Annotated in this window: 22 protein-coding genes and 1 other RNA gene; 8 read left to right on the top strand and 15 right to left on the bottom strand. The window is 64.7% G+C overall.

The genetic code is table 11. From position 1 onward, the window contains the following. Positions 1-285: 285 nt before the first annotated feature. From AC5Y4N_RS11830 to prfB, 12 genes are all read right to left on the bottom strand, one after another. Positions 286-627 (bottom strand): DUF732 domain-containing protein, encoded by a 342-nt coding sequence (locus AC5Y4N_RS11830; protein WP_499907857.1) that lies wholly within the window; start codon positions 625-627, stop codon positions 286-288. A 258-nt stretch (positions 628-885) separates the two neighbouring features. Continuing rightward, positions 886-1,629 (bottom strand): hypothetical protein, encoded by a 744-nt coding sequence (locus AC5Y4N_RS11835; protein WP_499907856.1) that lies wholly within the window; start codon positions 1,627-1,629, stop codon positions 886-888. A gap of 246 nt (positions 1,630-1,875) precedes the next feature. Then, complete coding sequence (locus tag AC5Y4N_RS11840) at positions 1,876-4,119, bottom strand: bifunctional DNA primase/polymerase (RefSeq protein ID WP_499907855.1); 2,244 nt, start codon at positions 4,117-4,119, stop codon at positions 1,876-1,878. A gap of 702 nt (positions 4,120-4,821) precedes the next feature. Further along, a complete protein-coding gene (locus tag AC5Y4N_RS11845) occupies positions 4,822-5,940 on the bottom strand; it encodes a tyrosine-type recombinase/integrase (protein ID WP_499907854.1) in 1,119 nt (372 codons plus the stop codon). An 86-nt stretch (positions 5,941-6,026) separates the two neighbouring features. Continuing rightward, positions 6,027-6,394, bottom strand: a transfer-messenger RNA (tmRNA) gene (gene ssrA, locus AC5Y4N_RS11850). A gap of 149 nt (positions 6,395-6,543) precedes the next feature. Further along, entirely contained in the window at positions 6,544-7,371 is an 828-nt protein-coding gene (locus tag AC5Y4N_RS11855) for a maleylpyruvate isomerase family mycothiol-dependent enzyme (RefSeq protein WP_499907853.1), read from the bottom strand. A 28-nt stretch (positions 7,372-7,399) separates the two neighbouring features. Beyond that, positions 7,400-7,894, bottom strand: a complete 495-nt coding sequence (smpB, locus tag AC5Y4N_RS11860) for an SsrA-binding protein SmpB (RefSeq protein ID WP_499907852.1) — start codon at positions 7,892-7,894, stop codon at positions 7,400-7,402. 2 nt (positions 7,895-7,896) lie between these two features. Further along, on the bottom strand, positions 7,897-8,802 hold the full coding sequence (ftsX, locus tag AC5Y4N_RS11865; RefSeq protein WP_499907851.1) for a permease-like cell division protein FtsX: 906 nt from the start codon (positions 8,800-8,802) through the stop codon (positions 7,897-7,899). Continuing rightward, positions 8,803-9,492, bottom strand: coding sequence for a cell division ATP-binding protein FtsE (gene ftsE, locus AC5Y4N_RS11870; protein WP_499908070.1), 690 nt, complete (start codon positions 9,490-9,492; stop codon positions 8,803-8,805). It abuts the gene before it with no gap. A 40-nt stretch (positions 9,493-9,532) separates the two neighbouring features. Further along, a complete protein-coding gene (locus AC5Y4N_RS11875) occupies positions 9,533-9,961 on the bottom strand; it encodes an Rv3103c family proline-rich protein (protein ID WP_499907850.1) in 429 nt (142 codons plus the stop codon). Positions 9,962-9,968: 7 nt separating this feature from the next. Continuing rightward, positions 9,969-10,937, bottom strand: coding sequence for a mechanosensitive ion channel family protein (locus AC5Y4N_RS11880; protein ID WP_499907849.1), 969 nt, complete (start codon positions 10,935-10,937; stop codon positions 9,969-9,971). Next, entirely contained in the window at positions 10,927-12,033 is a 1,107-nt protein-coding gene (gene prfB, locus AC5Y4N_RS11885) for a peptide chain release factor 2 (RefSeq protein WP_499907848.1), read from the bottom strand. The genes AC5Y4N_RS11880 and prfB overlap by 11 nt, the downstream gene beginning before the upstream one ends. A gap of 101 nt (positions 12,034-12,134) precedes the next feature. Between prfB and AC5Y4N_RS11890 the strand changes: the two genes are divergently transcribed. The 4 genes from AC5Y4N_RS11890 to AC5Y4N_RS11905 all read left to right on the top strand — a co-directional run bounded on the left by AC5Y4N_RS11890 (position 12,135) and on the right by AC5Y4N_RS11905 (position 16,601). Further along, positions 12,135-13,496, top strand: coding sequence for an FAD-dependent oxidoreductase (locus AC5Y4N_RS11890; RefSeq protein ID WP_499907847.1), 1,362 nt, complete (start codon positions 12,135-12,137; stop codon positions 13,494-13,496). A 47-nt stretch (positions 13,497-13,543) separates the two neighbouring features. Then, complete coding sequence (locus AC5Y4N_RS11895; RefSeq protein ID WP_499907846.1) at positions 13,544-14,017, top strand: toxin-antitoxin system HicB family antitoxin; 474 nt, start codon at positions 13,544-13,546, stop codon at positions 14,015-14,017. Positions 14,018-14,037: 20 nt separating this feature from the next. Beyond that, entirely contained in the window at positions 14,038-14,841 is an 804-nt protein-coding gene (locus tag AC5Y4N_RS11900) for a DUF4097 family beta strand repeat-containing protein (protein WP_499907845.1), read from the top strand. A 95-nt stretch (positions 14,842-14,936) separates the two neighbouring features. Beyond that, positions 14,937-16,601, top strand: coding sequence for an Hsp70 family protein (locus AC5Y4N_RS11905; RefSeq protein WP_499907844.1), 1,665 nt, complete (start codon positions 14,937-14,939; stop codon positions 16,599-16,601). Positions 16,602-16,603: 2 nt separating this feature from the next. Here AC5Y4N_RS11905 and AC5Y4N_RS11910 read toward each other — a convergent pair whose 3' ends face one another. Continuing rightward, the gene (locus AC5Y4N_RS11910; protein ID WP_499907843.1) at positions 16,604-16,921 is read right to left on the bottom strand and encodes a hypothetical protein; all 318 of its coding nucleotides are present in this window, start codon (positions 16,919-16,921) and stop codon (positions 16,604-16,606) included. Between the two features lie 23 nt (positions 16,922-16,944). On the opposite strand from AC5Y4N_RS11910, the gene hisN reads away from it, so the two are divergent. The 3 genes from hisN (at position 16,945) to AC5Y4N_RS11925 (ending at position 20,488) form a co-directional block, all read left to right on the top strand. Beyond that, positions 16,945-17,727 (top strand): histidinol-phosphatase, encoded by a 783-nt coding sequence (gene hisN, locus AC5Y4N_RS11915; RefSeq protein WP_499907842.1) that lies wholly within the window; start codon positions 16,945-16,947, stop codon positions 17,725-17,727. Between the two features lie 117 nt (positions 17,728-17,844). After that, the gene (locus AC5Y4N_RS11920) at positions 17,845-19,254 is read left to right on the top strand and encodes an acyl-CoA dehydrogenase family protein (protein ID WP_499907841.1); all 1,410 of its coding nucleotides are present in this window, start codon (positions 17,845-17,847) and stop codon (positions 19,252-19,254) included. 19 nt (positions 19,255-19,273) lie between these two features. Next, positions 19,274-20,488 carry an acyl-CoA dehydrogenase family protein gene (locus tag AC5Y4N_RS11925; RefSeq protein WP_499907840.1) on the top strand — a complete coding sequence of 405 codons (1,215 nt, stop codon included), beginning with the start codon at positions 19,274-19,276 and terminating at the stop codon, positions 20,486-20,488. Positions 20,489-20,490: 2 nt separating this feature from the next. Here AC5Y4N_RS11925 and AC5Y4N_RS11930 read toward each other — a convergent pair whose 3' ends face one another. Further along, positions 20,491-20,739, bottom strand: coding sequence for a hypothetical protein (locus AC5Y4N_RS11930; protein WP_499907839.1), 249 nt, complete (start codon positions 20,737-20,739; stop codon positions 20,491-20,493). Between the two features lie 380 nt (positions 20,740-21,119). Here AC5Y4N_RS11930 and AC5Y4N_RS11935 point away from each other — a divergent pair, with 380 nt between their 5' ends. Beyond that, positions 21,120-21,836: a Crp/Fnr family transcriptional regulator gene (locus AC5Y4N_RS11935; protein WP_499907838.1), complete on the top strand. Its 717-nt coding sequence runs from the start codon at positions 21,120-21,122 to the stop codon at positions 21,834-21,836. A 6-nt stretch (positions 21,837-21,842) separates the two neighbouring features. Here the strand turns inward: AC5Y4N_RS11935 and AC5Y4N_RS11940 are convergent, their stop codons facing one another. Further along, positions 21,843-22,406, bottom strand: coding sequence for a hypothetical protein (locus AC5Y4N_RS11940; protein ID WP_499907837.1), 564 nt, complete (start codon positions 22,404-22,406; stop codon positions 21,843-21,845). Positions 22,407-22,431: the final 25 nt, after the last annotated feature.

The raw sequence follows: 22,431 nt of genomic DNA on the forward strand, positions 1-22,431 counted from the left end.
TGCAGGGCTCGCCGACGACTGGTGCAGTTGGAAGCGGAGCCGCCCGAGTGTCGCCGAACGCTAACTGAGCGATCGAGATGCCGACTGCGCAGCAGACTGCCAATATCGACGACACTAGAGCACTACGGAAACCCACGGTTCGCCCCTCCCTTTTTACCCTGAACTAATGCACATGGGCTAATACTGCTGGAAAGCTAGATTACTTGCAGCAAACCGCCGCGGTAGACGCTTTAAATACATCGGCGGAAAACAAGACGGCCAACCAAGTGCCGCAAGCTCGGTTTGTCACGGCAAGTTGTACGTCGGCTGGTAGCCGGTTGGGCGATAGTGTGATTCGACGGCTTGAGGGCACAGGTCGGCGACCGCGACTGCCACGATTGCCCGCGATCCGTCATTGCCCGCGGCTACGTTGTAGGCGTAAACCCGGTTCGCCTCGACATCCTGCGGGCGGCCCTGTTCAAGATCGCCGCAGATCTGCCAGCCCAGGTTCGCCAGCCCACGCGGAGAACGAGTTGCGGTGATACCCCGAGCGGCGAGATCGTCGACAAACTGCTGCTCGTTTGAGCACACGAGATTGGGGCTCTCCGCGGTGGTGCAGGCCCACGCCTTCGGGGCGATGCCTGTCACCACAGGAGCTAGTGCCGCACCAACTGCGGCAGCACCAACAATGGCTCTGATCGGCCCACTACGTAGACCACGCCGAAGCGTCGCCAAGTCAACTCCCCCTCCCGAGACTGCGGCCACGAACCTTGCCCCGCGCTACCGCGACTTGCCCCTAGGCTCCGCCCCCTTAACCATCTCGCAATAGGGTCCTTCGACCCAATTTGCGTGTGCCATTTGGCTGCAGTGAGCAAGTAGCACGCCTCGTCGACCAATTTTTCGTACTTAGTGGCTATTCGTTCGAGGCTGTTCTAACAGTTCTACAGTTATCCCCCAAGCATCGCGCAGCATCTTGTCTAGTTGCGCTGTCCAGCGAGCCTCTATCCCCGCGAGGTCATAGTGACGCTTGGCGTGAACCCAAAGCGAGTCATAGGTGATGCGGTCCCTTTTGCCGCGTCCCTCGTTTAGCGGCTCCAGGTCGCGCAGGATGTCTGCATAGGTGACTTTGTGCGATTTTCCGCCGTCCCGAAGTGGCACGCCACGCCAGTCCAGCAGCCGATTGACCAAAACCCGCACACTTTCGTCGCGGCAGATGCGACAGCGCGGTTCTCTGCGCTGGAGATCGAGGCTCATTGCTTTAGTTTCATTTCCAGCCGTCCTCCGATGAACTGCAGGGAGGTTCGTATGCGTCACCAGGCCACAGCTCTCGTCGAGGTCCTCTGCCTCTCTGTGAGTCTCATCCTTCGAATCCGGGCTGTGCAAAAGCGTGAGGAACCCGCCACCCCGCCTGATTGTCGTGGTGACAGGACACCCATCTGAGTAGGTGGCCTGATCCTGGATGAGCACACCAGCGGCAGGGTCGTGGAACGACACCAGCCACAGCCTTGCCTCCAGCTGCACCGGGTCCGCGTCGATCTCTTGCCTTGCCGCAGCAGGGATATCGGCGCGGTGAACCTTTGCCGTCAGGCGCCGGATGTCGCGGGAGAGAAGTGCGTAGGCGTGTTTTCGATCGTCGTCCTGAAAGCTCATGTTGTCGTCCTTCCATCAGGTCGTACGGGCAGTGCTCTCCCTGATTTGATGGTGTTTTTGATTCGCTGAAGTGGACACCGCAACTCGGTGTGCTAACGGGCGCTCCCGCCGCCCCGCTGCCCCTCAGGGTCCAAGTTGAGATGTATTGGTTCCCAACAGTTCCCCTGAGGTTCCCGAGGAACTGCTTTGACCGGTTCCCCGGTTCCCCGGTATAGGAACCGGGAACCGGAAGTACCCATTTTTCACCTATCCGCATGGCGGATCAGTTCCCAAGCCCGAGTAGCAGTCTGACAGTGGGTCTTCCAGCTGTCGGTACGGTCTGACCGACGTATAGAGCGGGTGTCCCCTTCGACTGCTGGTGTTTGCCACGTACTGTTCGGCCAGCAGAATGTCGAAGCCCTTCATCGCCGACTCTTTCTTGCCGCCAGCCTGAGTTGCCGCCTGCGTCTTGGTCAATCCCTCCGGGGCTCCCTCGATCGCCTTACTGACGCGCTCCATCAGCACGGTCGGTCGAAATGACTGCAGTTCGCCCGAGTTGGTGGCGTGTGCTGTTCTTGGGACTTCAACGGTTATCGCCGGTGGCTCGATGCTGGCGTCCACGACTACCCGCGCCGCTTCCTGGGTGCGATCCTTCTTGTTGTAGGAACCACAGGCGGCCCGGACAGCACCGGGACGGTCTTTGGCAACCCGCAGCACGACTTCGCCCCGGTTGCCGCGGCCCAACGGTGCGACAACATCGACGGTGTAGGCCGCGCCGGTAAGCCCGGCCATCTTGGCCTGACCGCCAATAGCCCAGCGGTTGCGGGTGTTCGGGTCCTTGGTGACGTGATCGATTAGCACGACAGCCGCGCCGGTACGGGTCGCGATCTCTTTGGGCACCGTCCTGATCCAGCGGGCGACCTCGTCGTTGTCCTTCGTTGAGCAGCCGAAGATGCCCAGCGCATCAGTGACCCCGTCGATAACCACTAAGTCGTAGCTGCGCGAGAGCATTTGGGTCCACGCCTGCCGCTCCTCCGCCGACTCCGGTGGGACCTCGGGATGCACGTAGTGGAAGCGGTCTGCGATGGCTTGGGGGTCAGCGCCAAACTCGCGAAGGCGCGCAATCACCGATTCCGCATCTGATTCAAAGTCGATGTAGAGGACATCGTGGCCTTCACTGATCACCCGCACGGATTCTGTCTGCATGATCAGCGACTTCCCGGACTCGGATTCGCCGTGCACGCTGTGCACCAATCCCGGATAAAGGAGGCATTGGCCGTCGGCGCGCTCGAAGTGCGTGGGCTGCAAAGCCTCCTTTTCACCCGCCAGCAGGCCGGTCAGGTCTACAGGGCTCCATGACGGCGCGTCCTGGCGCACCCCATCGGTATCGTGCTCACCCGTCCCGGCGTCGAAAATCGTGTAGCCGTCACGGTCAGGCATGGTGGCCGCAACTAGGGCAGCACCACCCTCGATAAGCCGCAGGAACTCGGCTTCGGCGACTGGCCGGGGACGGGTATCGGCAACCTCCATGACATAGGCGGTGTAGAGCTGCTCAAGCGCCCGGGGTACGCCAACCCGCTTCACTGAGTGCAGCCGCATCAGACCGGCCACGTGGTCACGAGTGGTGTCATGGCGAGCACCCTCGCCGCCCACCAGATCAGTCAGAGCACGCTCCAGCCGTGCGGCCACCACCCGATCAGGTGCACCGTTGTCCAGCAATGCAACGATTCGCTCGTAAAGCGCCTCATTGATCCGCTCCCGGGCAGCTCTGGTCCGGTTGGGGGCAGATCCGTCAAAGACCGCCTCGCGCAGTGCATCCCGAGACAACGCCTCACCCCACTTTTTCGGCAGCTGCGGTAGGTCCTCCACATGGGGCACTAAATCTTCTGACATCAGCGACCCATCGGGGGCGTACCACCGATACATCTCCCCGGTCTTGGCGTGGATGGATGGCCATGCGCAGATAAGACGGTGATGGGGCTGGATCAGCTCGATGTCGGCGAGACCTAATTCCTCAAATTTGACCTCGGGCAGGAACAGAACACCGAGAGGGACTGTGTATACGCGGATACCGCTGACCTCGTCACCGACTCGCGCGGTCGAGCGGTACGTGGGAGGAAGAGCACCCCAACGTCTTTCGGCCTCCCGCAGGGTCTTACTGCCCGTCTTGGCACCGTAAGCGTCAACATCGATGCCTATGACGCCATACTCAACCCGCAGCGCAAGATTCGCATCGGCACGCTCGCGAGCGATCCAGTCATTGATCTGCTGGTCAGTCGGCCATAGGCCGTCGTAGCCAGTAAATCCCTTCGGCGGCGGGCTTTTTGACGCCGGGGGCAGCGGCAGCACGCCACACCAGCCCGCGTCCCGGTACAACCACGCACCCCGTGCGTAAATGGTGTCATGGTCGAGAAAGCGGTATCCAGTATCCTCGAAGGCGAGGTTGAGGTCCTCAAAGTTGCTGTTGGAGTCGCTCCCGGTTCCCAGGCCGGGAGCATTTTCCACTGCCATCACTGATCGCCCCGGCTCATCCGTCGAGCGGTTGTCCGTGTCATCGAATTGAGCCGTTGTGAGCCGATTTTTTTGGTTTCGTCAGACGACTCGGGCTCGCATCCGACCGCGCAACGTCTGATGTTCTCATTGATGTCGTCCTCCGTAAGGACCCAAGTTCGGCCAATCTTGTGGCCAACGAACTCGCCAGCGCGCAGCTTGTCGGCTAGCCAGCGCACAGTGCATGGCAGCCGTTTACCGGCGACTTCATTGAGCGAGTACACCAGGGGCGGTGGCGATATGGAGTCTGCGGGCATAGGTGCGCATCCAGGGGTCTTAGGTTCGACTGTCGACCGGCGGTCTGTAAAGCCGAGGGAGTTCGCGTATTCACCTCATTGGTCCCGACCAGACTCCACTTGCCGGGCACCGGGCTTCCGCGCTCGCGATGCGCACCTAGTTGCGCGTAGACCAAAGCAAATTGGTGTTTGTTTGTCGTATTCGAGAGTAACTGGGCGGCCTTGCGCGTGGCCCACATTACGCCTAGTTCCGTTTGGCGTCAAATGGGATCCGGTGCAGCACAACGAAATTCGATGCTGCAAACCTATAGAGGAAGTGAAATCTGCAGGTCATCGGAACTGTCCAGCGGGGGTACAGATCAGCGCGGGTGGCGTTTGGCTGCGGCTCGGCGGGTTCTCGGGGGCTGGCCCAGCCGGGGCAACTGACTCAGATCGTCAGGAGATTGGCCATCGCAACGGCTGCCGCCTGCCCCGCCGTCCGATCTAGGTGGCCATATATGCGGGCAGTCGTGGCGGTGTCCTCGTGCCCCAGGTGCCCCGACACGACGATCAGCGGCACACCGGCACCCAGGAGCCACGACGCGCAGGTATGGCGCAGATCGTGGACGCGCACTGCTTTGTCCAGCACGGGCTTGTCCGGGTTCTCCGTGTCCTTCCGCCGGGCCTTTGCCAACGACGGCAGCCAGACGTTAGACCGCCAGCTGTAAAGCCGAATTGGCCCACCCTCCGAATTGGTGAAGAGCCACTCCTGATCGAAGTCCAGCTGATCTAGTACGGATGGCGGGAGATTGATGGAGCGAACTGACCGCCGCGTCTTGGGTGCACCGATCTCATACTTTTCGCCGTCACCGCCACCAGGCACGCGCTTCCATGCCCGAGCAATGCGCACAGTGCCCTCACGGCGGTCTACATCGGAGGGCTTGAGGGCGGTGGCTTCTGAGAACCGGCAACCCGATGCGACCAGGAAGTTCAGCAATGGCCACCAGCGTGGTGTGAATGCGGCGCGCAGGAGAAGAAACTCTTCTCGCGTGAGGAAAACCATTTCGTGGGCGACGGTGCGGGGCAGGCGGAGACCGGTCGCCGGGTTGGCGGGGATCAAGCCGTCGCGAACAGCGAGATTCAGGCAGCCACTGAGAAAGCCGACCTTGTTCGAGAGGGTCTTGGTCGATGATCCAGCCTCGCGCATCTTGTTGACCCACCGGGAGATATCTGTGCGACTCAGCGTCGCCAGCGGGATGTGGCCCAACACCGGCTCGATGTCACGGACGAGATAGCGCCGATATTCGGCGAGCGTCTTCTTCTCGGTGCCCGAGAGGCTGTCGAGGTGTTCAGTGATGAAGCTCTTGACCGTGTGGTCATCCCCCGGGGCCGCGGCCTGCCAGATTCGAAGAGCCTCGGCGGGGCCCAGCCGGTTGACCACATCCTGGAACTTTAAGGCCTCCCCGTGATCGTTGAAGCTTGTGCTGGTCTGCTGGCCGTGATGCACGTAGAGGACCGATGTATAGGTGCTGCCGTCCTTGCGCTGACGGACACGGAGGCTGGCCACGGGGAGAACGCTACACCGTCATCTTGACGGCAATCTTGACGGGACTTCGACTTCCAGCCTCATCATGGCTCTGACCAGCAGTTTTTTGGTGGAGCTGCCGGGAATCGAACCCGGGTCCTACGGCATGTCCTCAAGGCTTCTCCGTGCGCAGTCCGCTGTGTCTTTCTCGGATCTCCCGGTCTCGCGGACTAGCCGGGATGACGATCCCAGTCGCTGTTAGATGTCCCGATGAGTCCCGCGACCGGACTCACCGGTGGATCCCTCTAGCTGACGCCAGGCTCCGGGTCGAGGGAACCCCCGGGCTGACGGACTAGCTGTCGCTTAGGCAGCGAGAGCGTAGTCGCGCTGATGAGAATCGGCGCTTAATTGGTTGCAACGACGCTTACGGTGGTCTCTTGCCTGCACCGGCACGCTTCCCTTGATTCGATGCGCGAAGTCGAAACCTTTCAGCCCCTTGTCTTCGAGCATCCCTGCCGACCTTCGGCAGGATTCCCAAGTTTACCCGGCCCTACAACGCACGGCCCAGCCAATTTCTTCCGCGGCGCCTGGTGCGGTTTCGGTGCGCAAACGTGCGCTCAGCGCCGGTTTGCGCACCCAAATCGCTCAGATGACGAAGGCGAGCCGCTCGACGACCTGTCGGCCCAGGTCGACGTCGCCGGTGATGTCGATCGCATTGATGTTCTCCGCCGCCGTGGTCCGCCCGCCGGCCAGCCGCGTGAACAGCACCGCGTCCAGCTGGATCGTCGTCGTCGGGCCGTTCTCGAACTCGTCGACCACCTGGCCGCGACCGTTCACCGCCACCCGCAGCGTTCGCTGCAACGGCCCGGTCAGCGCAAACTCCACCCGGCTGCCGCTAGGCGCCCCGGCGAGCTTGCTGACGGTGCGGCCGAGCGCTGAGGTGATCTCGGCAAGGGCTTGCCGCGCCGGCGGGCCGGCCAGTTTCTCGTCGGTTGCCCACACTCCGACGGCATACCGGATGTCTTGCTCGTGCATCCAGCAGTCGAACACCCGAATCCGCATGAACCGCCCATAGGTGTCCGGGCCGGCCGGCGTGGCAGTCGTCTCGTTCCACGCCTGCTCGTCCATCACCTGCAACGCTTCACGCCGGTCCGCGGTGATCGACCGGAACCTTTCCAGCATCGCCGCGGGGGGCTCGTCGTGCAGATATCTGACCCAGCATTCGTTCATCGCCCCGATGTCGTTGCGGACATGCGCCAGCGCCTTCACATCGCAATCCGGCTCGGGCGTCGGCTCGCCCTTCAGGAACGCCTCAGTGCCGATGAGGTGGCTGACGACATCGTGCACGCGCCATTCCGGCAGCGCAGTCGGTGCATTCCACTGCTCGTCGGACAGTCCGGCCAGCAGCTCGTCGATGTCTTCCCAGACCCCGAACAGGGCCTCGAGAACCTCTTGCTTGTCAAGCTGGGTCACCAGGCGATGCTAGCCCCGAGGCAGCGGGCTACAGCATCCCCTTGACCCGCCGGCCCAATTCGCGGGTGACTTCGCGCTGAGCATCGCGGCGCGCCATGTCCTGGCGCTTGTCGTGGGCCTGCTTGCCGCGAGCTAGCGCCAGCTCCACCTTCACCTTGCCGCCCGTGAAGTACACCGATAGCGGCACCAGCGTCAGGTTGCCGTCGCGGATTTTGCCGATCAGCGTGTCGATCTCACGGCGGTGCAGCAAGAGCTTGCGGTTGCGCCGCGGCGCGTGGTTGGTCCAGGTGCCGTGGTAATACTCCGGGATGTGCATGTTGCGCAGCCACACTTCGCCGTCGTCGACGGTGGCGAACGCATCCACCAGCGACGCCTTGCCCTCGCGAAGGCTTTTGACCTCCGTGCCCACCAACACGATGCCGGCCTCGAACACGTCGAGTATCGAATAGTCGTGGCGCGCTTTGCGATTGGTCGCGACGACCTGCCGCGGCGGACCGCCCTTCGACAGCTTCTTCTTGCCCACGGCTAGCGCCGTACGTAGAGGCGCAACGTCACATACGCTGTCACGCCCGCAACCACCACGCCGAGCAGCAGGAAGGGGGCGATGTAGAAGATGTCGAGGTAGTCGACCCGGGCGATCAGCGGCGGGTTAGGCGGCGGCACGTCATAGAACTGCTTGAGCGCATCCTCCAAGAAGAAGGCCCGCACCCCGAGCAATCCGACGATCGCGAGCACCACCCCGAGAAGGGCGGCCAGCATCGCCTCCACCAAGAACGGCAACTGCGTGTACCAGCGGCTCGCACCCACTAGCCGCATGATCCCGATTTCGGTGCGCCGGTTGAAGGCAGATACCTGAACCATGTTCGCAATCAACAAGACTGCCCCGATTGCCTGCACGAAGGCGATCGCGAACGCCGCATCACGCAGGCCGTACAGCACCGAAAACAGCCGGTCGACCAGCTCCTTCTGATTCAGCACCCGCTGAACCCCTGGCTGGGCGATCATCGCCTGCGCGAATTCCTTGTCGTCATCGGGGTTGACGAGCTTCACCTTGAACGACGCCGGAAACGCCGACCTGCTGGCGACGTCTTTGAACGTCGGAATCCGTTGAATCGCATCGTCGTACGCCTGATCCGGGTTCAGATAAACCACGTGCTCGACGTCCTTGCGGTTCTGCAGCAGATCGTTGAGCGCCTTGCACGGGTTCTGCTTGCAGTCCGGATCACGTTGCGACACATCGGAATTGAGAAAAACCTGCGATTCCACCCGGCTCAGGTAGATCTTGCCGGACTGATCGGCCAGCCGCCATACCAGCAGCGCGCCACCGAACAGGCCGATCGAGATCGCGGTGGTGAGGATCATCGCGATGGTCATGGTCAGGTTGCGACGAAAGCCGTTCCAGACCTCGTTGAGAAGGAATCTGAAGCGCACTTAGCGGTCCATCCCATAAACACCGCGCTGCTCGTCACGCACCAGCTTGCCCATGTCGAGCTCGACCACCCGCTGGCGCATCGAGTCGACGATGTGATGGTCGTGGGTGGCCATCACCACGGTGGTGCCGGTGCGGTTTATCCGCTCGAGCAGATCCACGATGTCTTTACTTGTCTCCGGGTCGAGGTTCCCGGTCGGTTCGTCGGCCAACAGCACCAGCGGACGGTTCACGAACGCCCGCGCCATCGCCACGCGCTGCTGCTCGCCACCGGACAGCTCGTGCGGCAGCCGGTTCGCCTTACCGGACAGCCCGACCATTTCCAGCACGTCGGGCACCACGCGGTTGATCACGTCGGCGCGCTTGCCGATCACCTCCAAGGCGAACGCAACGTTTTCATATACGGTCTTCTGCTGCAGCAGCCGGAAGTCCTGAAACACACAGCCGATCACCTGCCGAAGATGCGGGATGTTACGACCGTGCAGGTGGTTGACCCGGAACTTCGACACCTGGATCTCGCCCTTGGTGGGCTTCTCCTCGGCCAGCAGCAGCCGCATGAACGTCGACTTGCCCGAGCCGGACGGACCGATGAGGAAGACGAATTCACCCTTGTCGATCTTCACGCTCACGTTGTCCAGAGCCGGGCGGGCAGACGACTTGTACTGCTTGCTGACCTTGTCGAGGGTGATCATCACGGCACGCCAGTGTAGCGGTGGTTCACCTGCGCCCCGGTCAGCGCGACGGCGTCGGCGACGGGCCGGGACCCGGCACGGCAGGTGACGGCGACTGCGGGGCAAACCCCGGCGGAGCGGGCGTGGTGATGGTCGGCGAGCCGCTGGTTGTGGTGTCGGTCGGCGAGGTGGGCGACGTCGTCTCCGTCGGCGTGGTGGTCGTCGGTGTCGGCGTCGTGGTGGCCGTGGTGGTGCGAGGTGTGGTTCTGCGCGGCTGCACGTCGGTGCGCGGCACCCAGGTGTAGTTGGGGTCCGGCACGAAACCCGGTGGCACCACCTGGGTGGCCGGGGCCTGCTGCGGCTGCGGCTCCGGCTGGTTGGCCTCGTAGAGCCACCAGATCAGCAGGAAGGCCACAATCAGCGCCAGCGTCGACGTGCGCAGACGACCGCCGAAGACATACGCGGGCCAGCTCTTGTTGTCCTTGGTCATCGCGGGCTCACCGAGACTCCGGCAGCTGTGCCTCTTGGGCGCTGGTCGAGGTGGCCGGGGCCGGAATCGCGCCGACCATCGGCGTCGACTCAGTGGGCGAGACGATGCCCGCCCGCCCCAGCGCGCGGACCACAAGAACCCGCAGCCGTCGGCCGACCTCGAATTGCTTGCCGGGCAGCGTGCGCGCGACCATGCGCAGGATCACGTTTTCCACCTGGATGCTCTCGACCCCCATCAGCGACGGCGCGTCCAGGAGCAAGTCTTTGAGCTGGGGGTCTTCCGTCGCCGCATTGCAGACGTCATGCAAGACATCGTTCACGGCGTTGAGGTCGGCGGTCACCGGCACTGGGATGTCGACGACGGCGCGCGCCCAGTCCTTCGACAGGTTCACCGATTTGACGATCTGCCCGTTGGGGATCGTGTACACCTCGCCGTCGCTGGACCGCAGTTTGGTCACCCGCAGCGTGACGTCTTCGACCGTGCCGCGCGCTTCGGCGGCGATACCCGACACCGTCAGCGCCACGAGATCGCCGAACCCGTACTGGCGCTCGGTGATGATGAAAAAGCCGCTGAGCAGGTCTTGCACCAGGCGCTGCGCGCCGAAACCGAGCGCGGCGCCCAGCACGGCCGCCGGCGCCACCAGCGAACCGATCGGGACGGCCAGGATGTCGGTGATCTCGACGGCCACCATCACGTAGAGGATCGCGATCGACACCCAGGAGATCACCGATGCGACGGCCTGGCGGTGCTTGGTGGCCTCCGATCGCACCAGCGCGTCGCTTTCGCGGAAACCCTCGTCGAGTCGACTGGTGATCAGCTTGGCGGCCCAGCTGATGAACCGGGCCACCAGCAGCGACCCGATCAACAGAAGCAGGATGTGCAGACCCTTCGTCAAGATCCACTCACCCAGCTGGCCGTGCCAGAAGCCACTCCACCGCTCGGCGAGGGGAAAGGCCAGGTATGTGTTAGTCGTCATCTTTTCTGTTGCGCCACCGGATTCCCGCTTCGAGGAACCCGTCGATGTCTCCGTCTAATACCGCAGCCGGATTGCCGACCTCGTAGTCGGTGCGCAGGTCCTTGACCATCTGGTACGGGTGCAGCACGTAGGAGCGCATCTGGTTTCCCCACGAACTGCCGCCGTCGCCCTTCAACGCATCCAGCTCAGCTCGTTCTTCTAACCGCTTGCGTTCCAACAGCTTTGCCTGAAGCACGCGCATCGCCGAAACCTTGTTCTGCAATTGCGACTTCTCGTTCTGGCAGGTGACCACGATACCGGTCGGAATGTGCGTAAGTCGAACCGCCGAGTCGGTGGTGTTGACCGATTGGCCGCCCGGACCGCTGGATCGGTACACGTCAACGCGCACATCGCTTTCCGGGATGTCGATGTGATCTGTGGTTTCCACCACAGGCAGCACTTCGACTTCCGCGAACGAGGTCTGGCGGCGACTTTGGTTGTCGAACGGGCTGATTCGCACCAGCCGGTGCGTGCCTTGCTCCACCGACAACGTGCCGTATGCGAACGGCGCGTGCACCGCGAACGTGGTGCTCTTGATGCCGGCTTCTTCGGCGTATGAGGTGTCGAAGATCTCCACCGGGTACTTGTGTTTCTCGGCCCAGCGGATGTACATCCGCATCAGCATCTCGGCCCAGTCGGCGGCGTCGACGCCGCCCGCACCGGAGCGGATGGTCACCAGCGCTTCGCGCTCGTCGTACTCGCCGGACAGCAGTGTGCGGACTTCCATCGCCTCGATGTCCTCGCGCAGGGACTTCAGCTCGGCATCTGCCTCCGCGAGTTCGTCGCTGCCACCCTCTTCGGCGGCCAGTTCGTAGAGCACCGGCAAGTCGTCGAGCCGGCGGCGAAGGTCCTCTACGCGGCGCAACTCGCCCTGAGCGTGGGACAGCTCACTGGTGACCTGCTGGGCCCGAGCCTGGTCGTTCCACAGATGGGGATCTGCGGCCTCGTGTTCCAGCTTCTCGATGCGTGCCCGCAGACCGTCGAGGTCGAGCACCCGCTCGACGCTGGTCAGCGTCGAGTCCAAGGCCGCGATGTCGGCTTGACGGTCAGGATCCACGGGTGCCTACGTTACCGGCCGGTCCCCGTTTAGCATCGAGCCGTAACTCGGCCACACGCGACAGCCCGTATCGCGCGGCCGACAACCGGGGAGGCTCCAGGATGCGTCCTTACTATGTCGCGATCGTCGGCTCGGGGCCGTCTGGGTACTTTGCGGCGGCGTCGCTGCTGAAACTGGCCGACGCCCCCGAGCCGGTGCACGTCCACGTCGACATGCTCGAGATGTTGCCCACGCCGTGGGGGCTGGTGCGCTCAGGGGTGGCGCCCGACCATCCGAAGATCAAGTCGATCAGCGCCCAGTTCGAAAAGACCGCGGCGCACCCGCGGTTCCGATTCTTCGGCAACATCGCGGTCGGTGAGCATGTCCAGGCCGCTGAACTGGCGCAGCGCTACGACGCGGTCATCTATGCCGTCGGCGCGCAGGCCGACAAGCCGCTGCGGATCCCCGGCGAAGATCTGCCGGGAAGTGTCGCGGCCACCGAGCTGGTCGGCTGGTACAACGCTCATCCGCACTACGAGAAGATGCCCCTGGATCTGACGGGCGAGCGGGCCGTCGTCGTCGGCAACGGCAACGTCGCGCTTGACGTCGCACGCATTCTGGTCACCGACCCCGACGAGCTACGCACCACTGACATCGCCGACCACGCGCTGAAGCTGCTCGACCCGCGCGGGGTAGAGGAAGTGGTGATCATCGGGCGTCGGGGCCCGCTGCAGGCCACCTTCACGACCTTGGAGTTGCGCGAACTCGGCGAGCTCAAGGGCTTGGAAGGAGTCGACGTGCTGGTCGACCCGGCCACCGACGTCACCGACATCACCGACGAAGAAGCCGAGGCAGCCGGCAAGACGGTCAAGAACAACATCAAGGTGTTGCGCAAGTTCGCCGAGAGTCGGCCCACGCCGGGCAACCGACGGATCGTGTTCCGGTTCCGCACTTCTCCGATCGAGATTCGCGGCGACGGCCGGGTCGAGGAAGTGGTGGTGGGCCGCAACGAGCTGGTCACCGACGAGACCGGCCGCGTGGTGGCCCGCGACACCGGCGAACGGGAAGTGCTGCCTGCACAACTGGTGGTGCGCGCGGTTGGATACCGCGGCGTGCCGACGCCGGGTCTGCCGTTCGACGACCGGACCGGCACGATCCCCCACACCGACGGGCGCATCGAGGGCAGCCGCAACGAGTACGTCGTCGGCTGGATCAAGCGCGGGCCGTCCGGAGTGATCGGTAGCAACAAGAGCGACTCGCAGCACACCGTGGACACGTTGGTGGCCGACTTGGCCGAACCGTCACACGACGACAACTACTCCGACGAACTTCTGGAGTGGCTGCTGTCGCGGCAGCCGAAGCTGGTCACCGACGAGCACTGGCAGCTGATCGACCGCCACGAACGCACCACCGGCGAACCGCATGGCCGGCCGCGAGTGAAGCTGGCCAGCCTCGACGAATTGCTGCGCATCGGACACGGGTAACTCGGTGGTGTCTTGCCATGGTGTCGTAATGGTGTCACCATGACACCATGGACTTGCAACCGTATGTCGATGCGGTCCGGCACGAATTGCTCCTCGCCGCCGAAGCCGGCGGCGAGGAAGCTGTGGCGTTAGCCGACCGGCTCACCGCGCCCCTGGAATCGGCGCTGAGGCTCGCGCTTTTGGACGCACTGTCCGGTGCAGCCGCCGAGATCACGCGTGAGCTCGCACCCCGCACCGTCGAGGTGCGGCTGCGTGGCCGCGACCCCGAATTCGTCCTCACCGGAGACGTCGAGGAACCGGTCGATGGCCCACCGGACGCCGAACCCGTCGGCGCCGATGACGGCGGCACTTGGCGGGTGACGCTGCGGCTTCCGGAGAGCCTGCGGTCGACCATCGAGGCGGCGGCCCGTCGCGACGGGATCTCACTGAACGCCTGGCTCGTGCGCGCAGCGACTGCCGCTGCCGGCGGAAAGCGGTCCACAAAGTACGCCGGCCGGGTCGTCACCGGCTGGGTGCGATGAAACACCAAGGGAGACAACAGATGCCGACATATGACACACCCGAACCGATCACCGCTCGCGTCGAGACGGCCGCCGGCGCCGTTCGACTGGTAGCGACCGAGCGCGCAGACACCGTCGTCGAGGTGCGGCCGAGCGACGCGTCGCGCCTGGCCGACGTCCGGGCTGCCGAACGCACTCGCGTCGACTTCTCCCACGGCACGCTCACCGTGTCGGTCGGTCGATGGGGCTTGTTCGGTGCGCGCACCGGAGCAGTCGACATCGACGTCGAATTGCCGTCGCGGTCGCGACTCGACATTGCGGTGTCCTCCGCGGATGTCCAGGCCGACGGCGAGTACGGCGACTGCCGGTTCGCGACTGCCAGCGGCAACGTGCGAATAGCGGTGGTGCACGGAAAGCTCAAGGCGGACGGCGCATCCGGGGATGTCACCGTCGACACTGCGCATGGCGGGGCGATAGCGACCGCGTCGGGGAACGCAGCGATCGGCGCGTGCGTCGGCGATCTGAAATTCCAGGCCGCCAGCGGAAAACTGACCATCGGGCGGCTGGAGGGCAACGTCAAGGCGCAGACAGCGTCGGGATCGGTCCGCGTCACCGCAGCGGTGCGCGGCAAGATCTTCGCGCACACCGCCAGCGGCGACGTCGAGGTCGCGGTAACGCCGGGCACCGCGGCGCACCTGAACATCGCGACCGGTTCAGGCGTCGTCACCAACGAGATGCAGTTGTCCGACGGGCCCGCCGCCGGTGACCAGACACTCGAGGTGCAGGTGCGCAGCGGCTCAGGTGACATCACCGTGCGCCGGTCGGCGGCTGACTCAGCGGCCTGACCTGCTGTCACAGCAAACTCCCATCAGCCCTTGAGGTTTCGCGCCGGGGTGTCGACTGGAGAACGCGGCCCGTCGGACGCTACGGTGGATGCCCTATGAGCGACCCCCTGGGGTTGTCGATCGGGACGGCCAGCCTGGTCGCGGCGCGCGTCGGAAACCCACCTGTGCTACGTCCTGCCGCACTGACGTTGTCAGGCGGAGTGTCGATCACCGGATTTGTGGAGCGGGTCGGCGACCCGGTGCCGCTCGTCGCGGCCGACGGGACAGCGCACCGTGCCGATCGGCTGACAGTCGAGGCGCTCGCGGCGATGGTGCGAGCCGGCGGCGCACGTCCCACCGCCGTCACGATCGCCCGGCCCGCATGGTGGGGCAACGCCGCAGTGTCTGCCCTGCGGTCTGCGATCCCGGACGTAAGCGAGCTGAACCCGAATGGCCTTGCGCCACTGGTTGTTTCAGATGCCACCGCCGCGCTGACTGCGTTGGCCGTGGATCCCGGCCTGCCCACCGACGGAGTGGTTGCGCTGCTCGACTTCGGTGCGGGCGGGACGAGCATCACGCTCGCCGACGCGGGCTCGGGCTTCGGGGCGGTGGACGAGACGCTGCGATACACCGACTTCTCCGGCGACCAGATCGACCAGCTGCTGCTGACGCACATTCTGACGGGGATTGCGGGCACCCAGGGAATCGATCCCGCGGCCACCGCGGCCGTCGGCCCTCTGCGGCTGCTGCGTGAGAACTGCCGTCAGGCCAAAGAACGCTTGTCGGCCGACTCGGTGACCGAGGTGAGCGTTGAACTTCCGCGGCACCGCAGCAAGATTCGGCTCACCCGCGCTGAACTCGAGGGTCAGATCGCCCAGCCACTGACAGGGGTTATCACAGCACTGCATGAGGTCTTGCGGCGCAACGGAATTGGCCCCCAACGGCTTGCCGCGGTCGCGACGGTCGGTGGCGGGGCCGGCATTCCGGCGATCACCCTGCGCCTCTCTGAAGACTTACGCAGGCCAGTGGTGACGACGCCGCGCGCGGAGCTCAACGCGGCCGCCGGGGCGGCGTTGATGAGCGCGCGACTGCCGACAGACGAGGCCACTGTGGCGGCATGGGCGCCTTCGCCGCCTGAGCAGGCCGGATCGGCGACGTTTCGGGCATTGGCGTGGTCAGAAGACGATGCGGCCGCGCCAGACCCGGTGCCCTTCACCGGTGCCGATTACCCGGCGTGGGACTTCGACGAGGCGCGGCCACCGGTGGAGTTCCTCCCCGCCGAAGGGCCTCTCGAACGATCGCCTCGCTGGTATCGCCGACCGATGGCTGGTGTCGGTCTGGCGGCCGCGGTGCTGTTGGTCGCCCTCGGCGGGCTGGCATACAGCCTGACATCGCACGAGGACAAGCCCCGTCCGCCGATCGCGGTGACGTCATCGCCGACCAGCCCCCCTGCGCCCATGCCGTCGTCGGAGGCTGCCACCAGCGCGATCGTCAACGCCGGCCCTCCGGCGCCGGCTGAGCCACCGGCGCCGACCGTCACCGCTGTGCTGCCCCCACCCGCCACAACGGCGGTGGCCACCACCACACCAACCACAACAACGACCACCACCACGACGACCACGACGACCACCACCACCACGACCACCACGACGACTGCCGCCCCGACGACGACAACGACGGAACCGACCACGACGACAACGACAACCAATCCGATGACGACGACGTATCTGAATGTGCCGTTCCTGCCGGTTCCGATCCCTATTCAGGTGCCGCAGCAGTAAATTCAGGCACCCGGCGCGACCCGCCAATTGTCCGGATTTCTGGGCGAATACAGCACCGGGATGAGTTCACCCACGCGTGGCCAGCTGCCGACGTCGACGGCGTAACGCTGATACACCACATGCTCGTTGACTGTGGGACCGTTGATCACGCCGGTGACGGTGACGAACTGCTCCCCCGTCGCATCTGGCCGCGGGCTGACGCCAGTGATCAGCAAAGTGCCATCCACCGCGTCGGCGGGCTGTCTGAGTCGGCGCAGCCACGGCGCCGCCAACAACGCGAGCGCGCCGAGGACCACGATTATCCAGAAGATCTCCCACACGCCCTCATGGTAGGACTGCTGCCATGGGCGATCGGTCGGACGACCTCGAGCTGGCGCTGCGCTTGGCCGACGAAGCAGACGCGCTGACCACGCCGCGGTTCGGTGCGCTCGACCTGCGCGTCGAGACAAAACCTGATCTGACGCCGGTCACCGATGCCGATCGGAACGTGGAAGAGGCGATGCGTCAGACGCTTGCGACGCAACGTCGCGAGGATGCTGTCATTGGCGAAGAATTCGGTGGCGCAACAGAATTCGTCGGTCGTCAGTGGGTGATCGATCCCATCGACGGGACCAAGAACTTCGTTCGGGGCGTCCCGGTGTGGGCGACGTTGATCGCATTGCTTGACGACGGCGTGCCAGCGGTCGGCGTGGTCAGCGCTCCCGCGCTGCAGCGGCGGTGGTGGGCTTCTGCGGGTCGCGGCGCCTTCGCCGCGGTGGCAGGCGGCACGCCTCGGCGGCTCGCGGTGTCGGCCGTGGGTGAGCTTTCGGCTGCCAGTCTGTCGTTCTCCAGCTTGTCGGGGTGGGCGGCGCGCCGCGAGCGGTTTCTTGCGCTGACCGACGCAGTGTGGCGCGTGCGCGCGTTCGGTGATTTCTTTTCGTACTGTTTGTTGGCCGAAGGCGCGGTCGACATCGCGGCCGAACCCGAAGTCTCTCTGTGGGATTTGGCCCCACTCGACATCCTCATCCGCGAGGCTGGCGGGACATTCACCAATCTCGACGGGGTTGCGGGTCCGCACGGTGGAAGTGCTGTTGCGACGAACGGCAAGCTGCACGACACCGTGCTGGCTCAGCTGTCATCCGGCTAGTGCCGACGAGCGTGAACAAGTGTTCGCCGAATGTGAATTAGTTAACAGGTTATCGCTATCTTACTCCGGAGTAAGATACCGTTATCGCATCGCCATCCATCGATTGAGGCTGATGACATGACCAATTTCCTACCGTCCAAGCGGACATCGTCGCGCCGCGAGAAGCGCCGCAATTCCGTTCCCGGCCGCGAGAGCGCGGTCGGCCTGCAACGGCACAAGCGCACTCCGACCGACATCGGGCTCGCGTTGGTCACGCCAATCGTCGGGCAGGAGTTCCTCGACCGCTACCACCTGCGCGACCCGGTCAACCGGGCGCTGCGCTACGGCATCAAGCAGGCGTTCTCGGTGGCCGGTGCCAGCACCCGGCAGTTCAAACGGGTGCAAGGTCTGCGCAGCGGCCCTACGCGGTTGACGTCCAGCGGCAAAGACTACTTCGACCTGACGCCCGACGACGACCAGAAGATGATCGTCAGCACGGTCAGCGAATTCGCCGAGGAGGTGCTTCGGCCCGCCGCGCGGGAGGCCGACGACGCGGCCACCTACCCGCCGGACCTGATCAGCCGCGCAGCCGAATTGGGCATCACGGCCATCAACATCCCCGAGGACTTCGACGGCATCGCGGCACACCGTTCGACGGTGACCAATGCCCTTGTGGCGGAGGCGCTGGCGTACGGCGACATGGGACTGGCCCTGCCGATCCTGGCGCCGGGTGGTGTTGCGGCCGCGCTGACCAACTGGGGCAGCGCCGACCAGCAGGCCACCTACCTCAAAGAATTCGCCGGAGAAAACGTGCCGCAGTCATGCGTGGCAATCGCCGAACCGCAGCCGTTGTTCGATCCGACGGCGCTGAAGACCACCGCGGTTCGCACGCCCAGCGGCTACCGGCTGCACGGCGTCAAATCGCTTGTGCCGGCTGCCGCAGACGCGGAGCTGTTCATCGTCGGCGCCCAATTGAACGGCAGGCCAGCGCTTTTCATCGTCGAGTCGTCATCGCAGGGGCTCACCGTCAAGGCGGACCGCAGCATGGGCCTGCGGCCGGCAGCCCTGGGCCAGGTCGAGCTCGACAATGTCTCGGTACCGTTGAGCGCACGGCTCGGTGAGGACGAAGCCACCGACGCCGACTACTCCGAAGCCGTCGCGTTGTCCCGCCTGGGCTGGGCGGCGCTGGCCGTCGGCACTGCGCATGCGGTGCTCGACTACGTCGTGCCCTACGTCAAAGAGCGCCACGCGTTCGGGGAACCGATCGCTCATCGCCAATCCGTCGCGTTCATGTGCGCCAACATCGCGATCGAGCTCGACGGCCTTCGCCTGATCACGTGGCGCGGCGCATCGCGCGCGGAACAGGGCCTGCCGTTCATCCGCGAAGCCGCACTCGCGAAACGGCTCGGCACCGACAAGGGCATGCAGATCGGGCTCGACGGCGTGCAACTGCTGGGCGGCCACGGCTACACCAAGGAACACCCCGTCGAACGCTGGTACCGCGACCTCCGCGCAATCGGGGTCGCCGAGGGCGTCGTACTAATCTGAGCGAACGGAAAACCCAGTCATGGCAATCAATTTGGAACTGCCCCGCAAGCTGCAAGCGGTGGTGGACAAGGCACACCAGGGTGCCGCCGAGATGCTGCGGCCGATCTCGCGCAAGTGGGACCTTCGCGAACACGAATACCCCGTCGAGCTCGACACCTTGGCCAACCTCTTCGAAGGCATCTCTGAGGCAAAGACGTTCGCGTTCGCCGGAGCAGAAGCATTCCGGGACGCCGACGAGGCCAAAAACGAGAATCACAACGGCGCAAACATGTCGGCCGTGCTCAACGTCATGGAAATCAGTTGGGGCGATGTGGCTTTGATGCTGTCGGTGCCGCGGCAGGGCCTGGGCAACGCAGCCATCAACAGCGTGGCAACCAAGGAGCAGCTCGAACGCCTCGGCAAGGGCGTGTGGGCGGCGATGGCGATCACCGAGCCGGGCTTCGGCTCGGACTCCGCCGCGGTGTCCACCACGGCCACCCTCGACGGCGACGAGTACGTCATCAACGGCGAGAAGATCTTCGTCACCGCAGGTTCGCGCGCCACCCACATCGTGGTGTGGGCCACGCTGGACAAGTCCAAAGGCCGCGCCGCGATCAAGTCGTTCATCGTGCCCCGCGACCATCCCGGCGTCACGGTCGAGCGGCTCGAGGACAAGCTGGGCATCAAGGCCTCCGACACCGCGGTGATCCGGTTCGACAACGTCCGCATCCCCAAGGAAAACTTGCTCGGCAGCCCCGAGATCGACGTCGAGAAGGCGTTCGCCGGGGTGATGGAGACGTTCGACAACACGCGCCCTGTGGTCGCCGCGATGGCCGTCGGCATCGGCCGCGCCGCACTGGAAGAGCTGCGCCGCATCCTCACCGACGCCGGCATCGAGATCTCCTACGACAAGCCGGCACATGCTCAAAGTGCTCCTGCCGCAGAGTTTATGCGGATGGAGGCCGACTGGGAGGCGGGCTATCTGTTGACGGTGCGTTCGGCGTGGCAGGCCGACAACGACATCCCGAACAGCAAGGAGGCCTCGATGGGCAAGGCCAAGGCAGCGCGCGTGGCCAGCGACATCACGCTCAAGGCCGTCGAATTGGCCGGCACCACAGGCTATTCCGAGCAGACGCTGCTGGAGAAGTGGGCCCGCGATTCGAAGATCCTCGACATCTTCGAGGGCACCCAGCAGATCCAGCAGCTGGTAGTCGCCCGTCGGCTACTCGGGCTGTCGTCCGCTGAGCTGAAGTAGGACTACGGCGACGGTGTCGGCGAGTCGTGAACCTGCGAGCTGATCACCGAACTGGCCGAACTGATCCACGAGCTCAGAGTCGCCGAGATCGAGCTGCGGACACTGTCCGACGTAGTGGTCGGCCCGCCGGTGGTGGTCGCAGGCCCGTTGCCCGAATCGCTGCTACACGCAGACCCGACGACGGCCAGCGCGATCATCGCGGCGGCCCCGACGGTAGCGCTGAAACGACGATTCAGCACGACTGCCCTCATGTTGACGTCCAATCTCTCGCATGGCCGGGAAGCTGATCTTCGGTAGATACCCGGAAATCGCGGGGATTGATCGCCGAAGTCGGCGCCGAATGCGTCTGGCCACAATCAGGGTCGTCACGCTCAGCGCGATCCCGCACAGCGCGGCGCGCCGTCTGCGTCTCCTCTTTGCCGATCTCGTCGACCCGCCGAGGTAGTAACCGATCGACGCCGCGGCGACCAACGCGCACACCGCCTCGAGCGCCGTCATGAAGACGAGCGTGCTCTGCTGCTGTCGCGGCGAGGTCACGTCGCAGACACACCTCGGTGAACGGCACGGCTGCCTACCAGTTCTCAGGGTTTTCCCTCGCCGCCGTGACATGTCGGGTAATCATCCAAGGGACATGACCGAACATTCGTCAGGTCTCGGCCGCGACGGCGGGCTCGCCGAGGCGGTGTTGGCACGCTCCGGCATCTTGCAAGGAGTGTCGCCGGAGGCGGCGGCCGATTTGATGCGGCAACTGCAGCTGGTGGAGTTCCCGCGAGGGCACACCATCTACGCGGCGGGCGATCCCGGCGATCGACTGTACATCGTCATCACGGGCAAAGTGAAGATCGGCCGGCGCTCACCGGACGGCCGCGAGAAGTTGCTGACGATCATGGGGCCGTCAGACATGTTCGGCGTGCTGTCGGCGTTCGATCCGGGGCCGCGCACGGCGACGGCGACCGCGATCACGACGGTGTGCCTGGCGGCGATGGACCGCGCCGCGCTGACCGCCTGGATCGCCAACCGGCCGGAAATCACCGAACGGCTGTTGCAGGTGCTCGCCCGGCGGCTGCGCCGCACCAACGATCACCTGACCGATCTGATCTTCACCGACGTGCCCGGCCGCGTCGCGAAAGAGCTGCTGAAGATGGCTCAGAAGTTCGGCACCTCGGAACCCGGCGGCCTGCGCGTCAAACACGATCTCACCCAGGAGGAGATCGCCCAGCTCGTCGGTGCCTCGCGGGAAACGGTGAACAAGGCGCTGTCTGACTTCGCGCACCGCGGCTGGATTCGCTGGGACGGCAAGAGCGTGCTGATCCTAGACACCGAGCGGCTGGCTCGCCGCCCCCGCTAGCAGCCCTCAGATGCCGGTCCAGGCCTCGTCGAGGCGCTGGGCCACGTCGATCACCTGGGCCTTCTCCGACGCCGGACTGTCGATTTCGTCGCGGACATACTGAGCGATGAAGCGCTTGATCTCGGCATCCACCCCGGCCACGATCCGCAGTAGTTCCGCGCGCAACGACGTCGACGCCACATCCACCACGATGTCGGACGGCCGCGGTTTCGCCACGTCGATGAAAAGCAGCAGCGGTTCAGCCGCGCGCGCCTCGGCCCTCAACTTGATCTCGCCGGCGACGTTGAATCTGGGCTTGTCCAATCGCAGGTCGATCACCATGTCGATCGCCAGCGGGATGCGGATGTCGAACGTGATTGTCTCGCCGAGGACCCGGTACGCCTTGGGCTGCTTGATCGTCACCTTGGCGGTGACCTTGGCGAGCCCGCCCGGACCCTGACGCATCGGGCCCATCTCGAACTGGTCGCCGGCGATCGCGGCGAAGGCGGCCGCCACGCGCTCTTCGGTGACGGCAACTTCGAAGAAGTTGCGGCCGAACTGCTCGTAAGAGATGAACTGGTAGTTCTGCATTGCTGACTACCTTCCCATGGCCCGT

The sequence above is a fragment of the Mycobacterium sp. NGS19 genome (assembly GCF_059813155.1).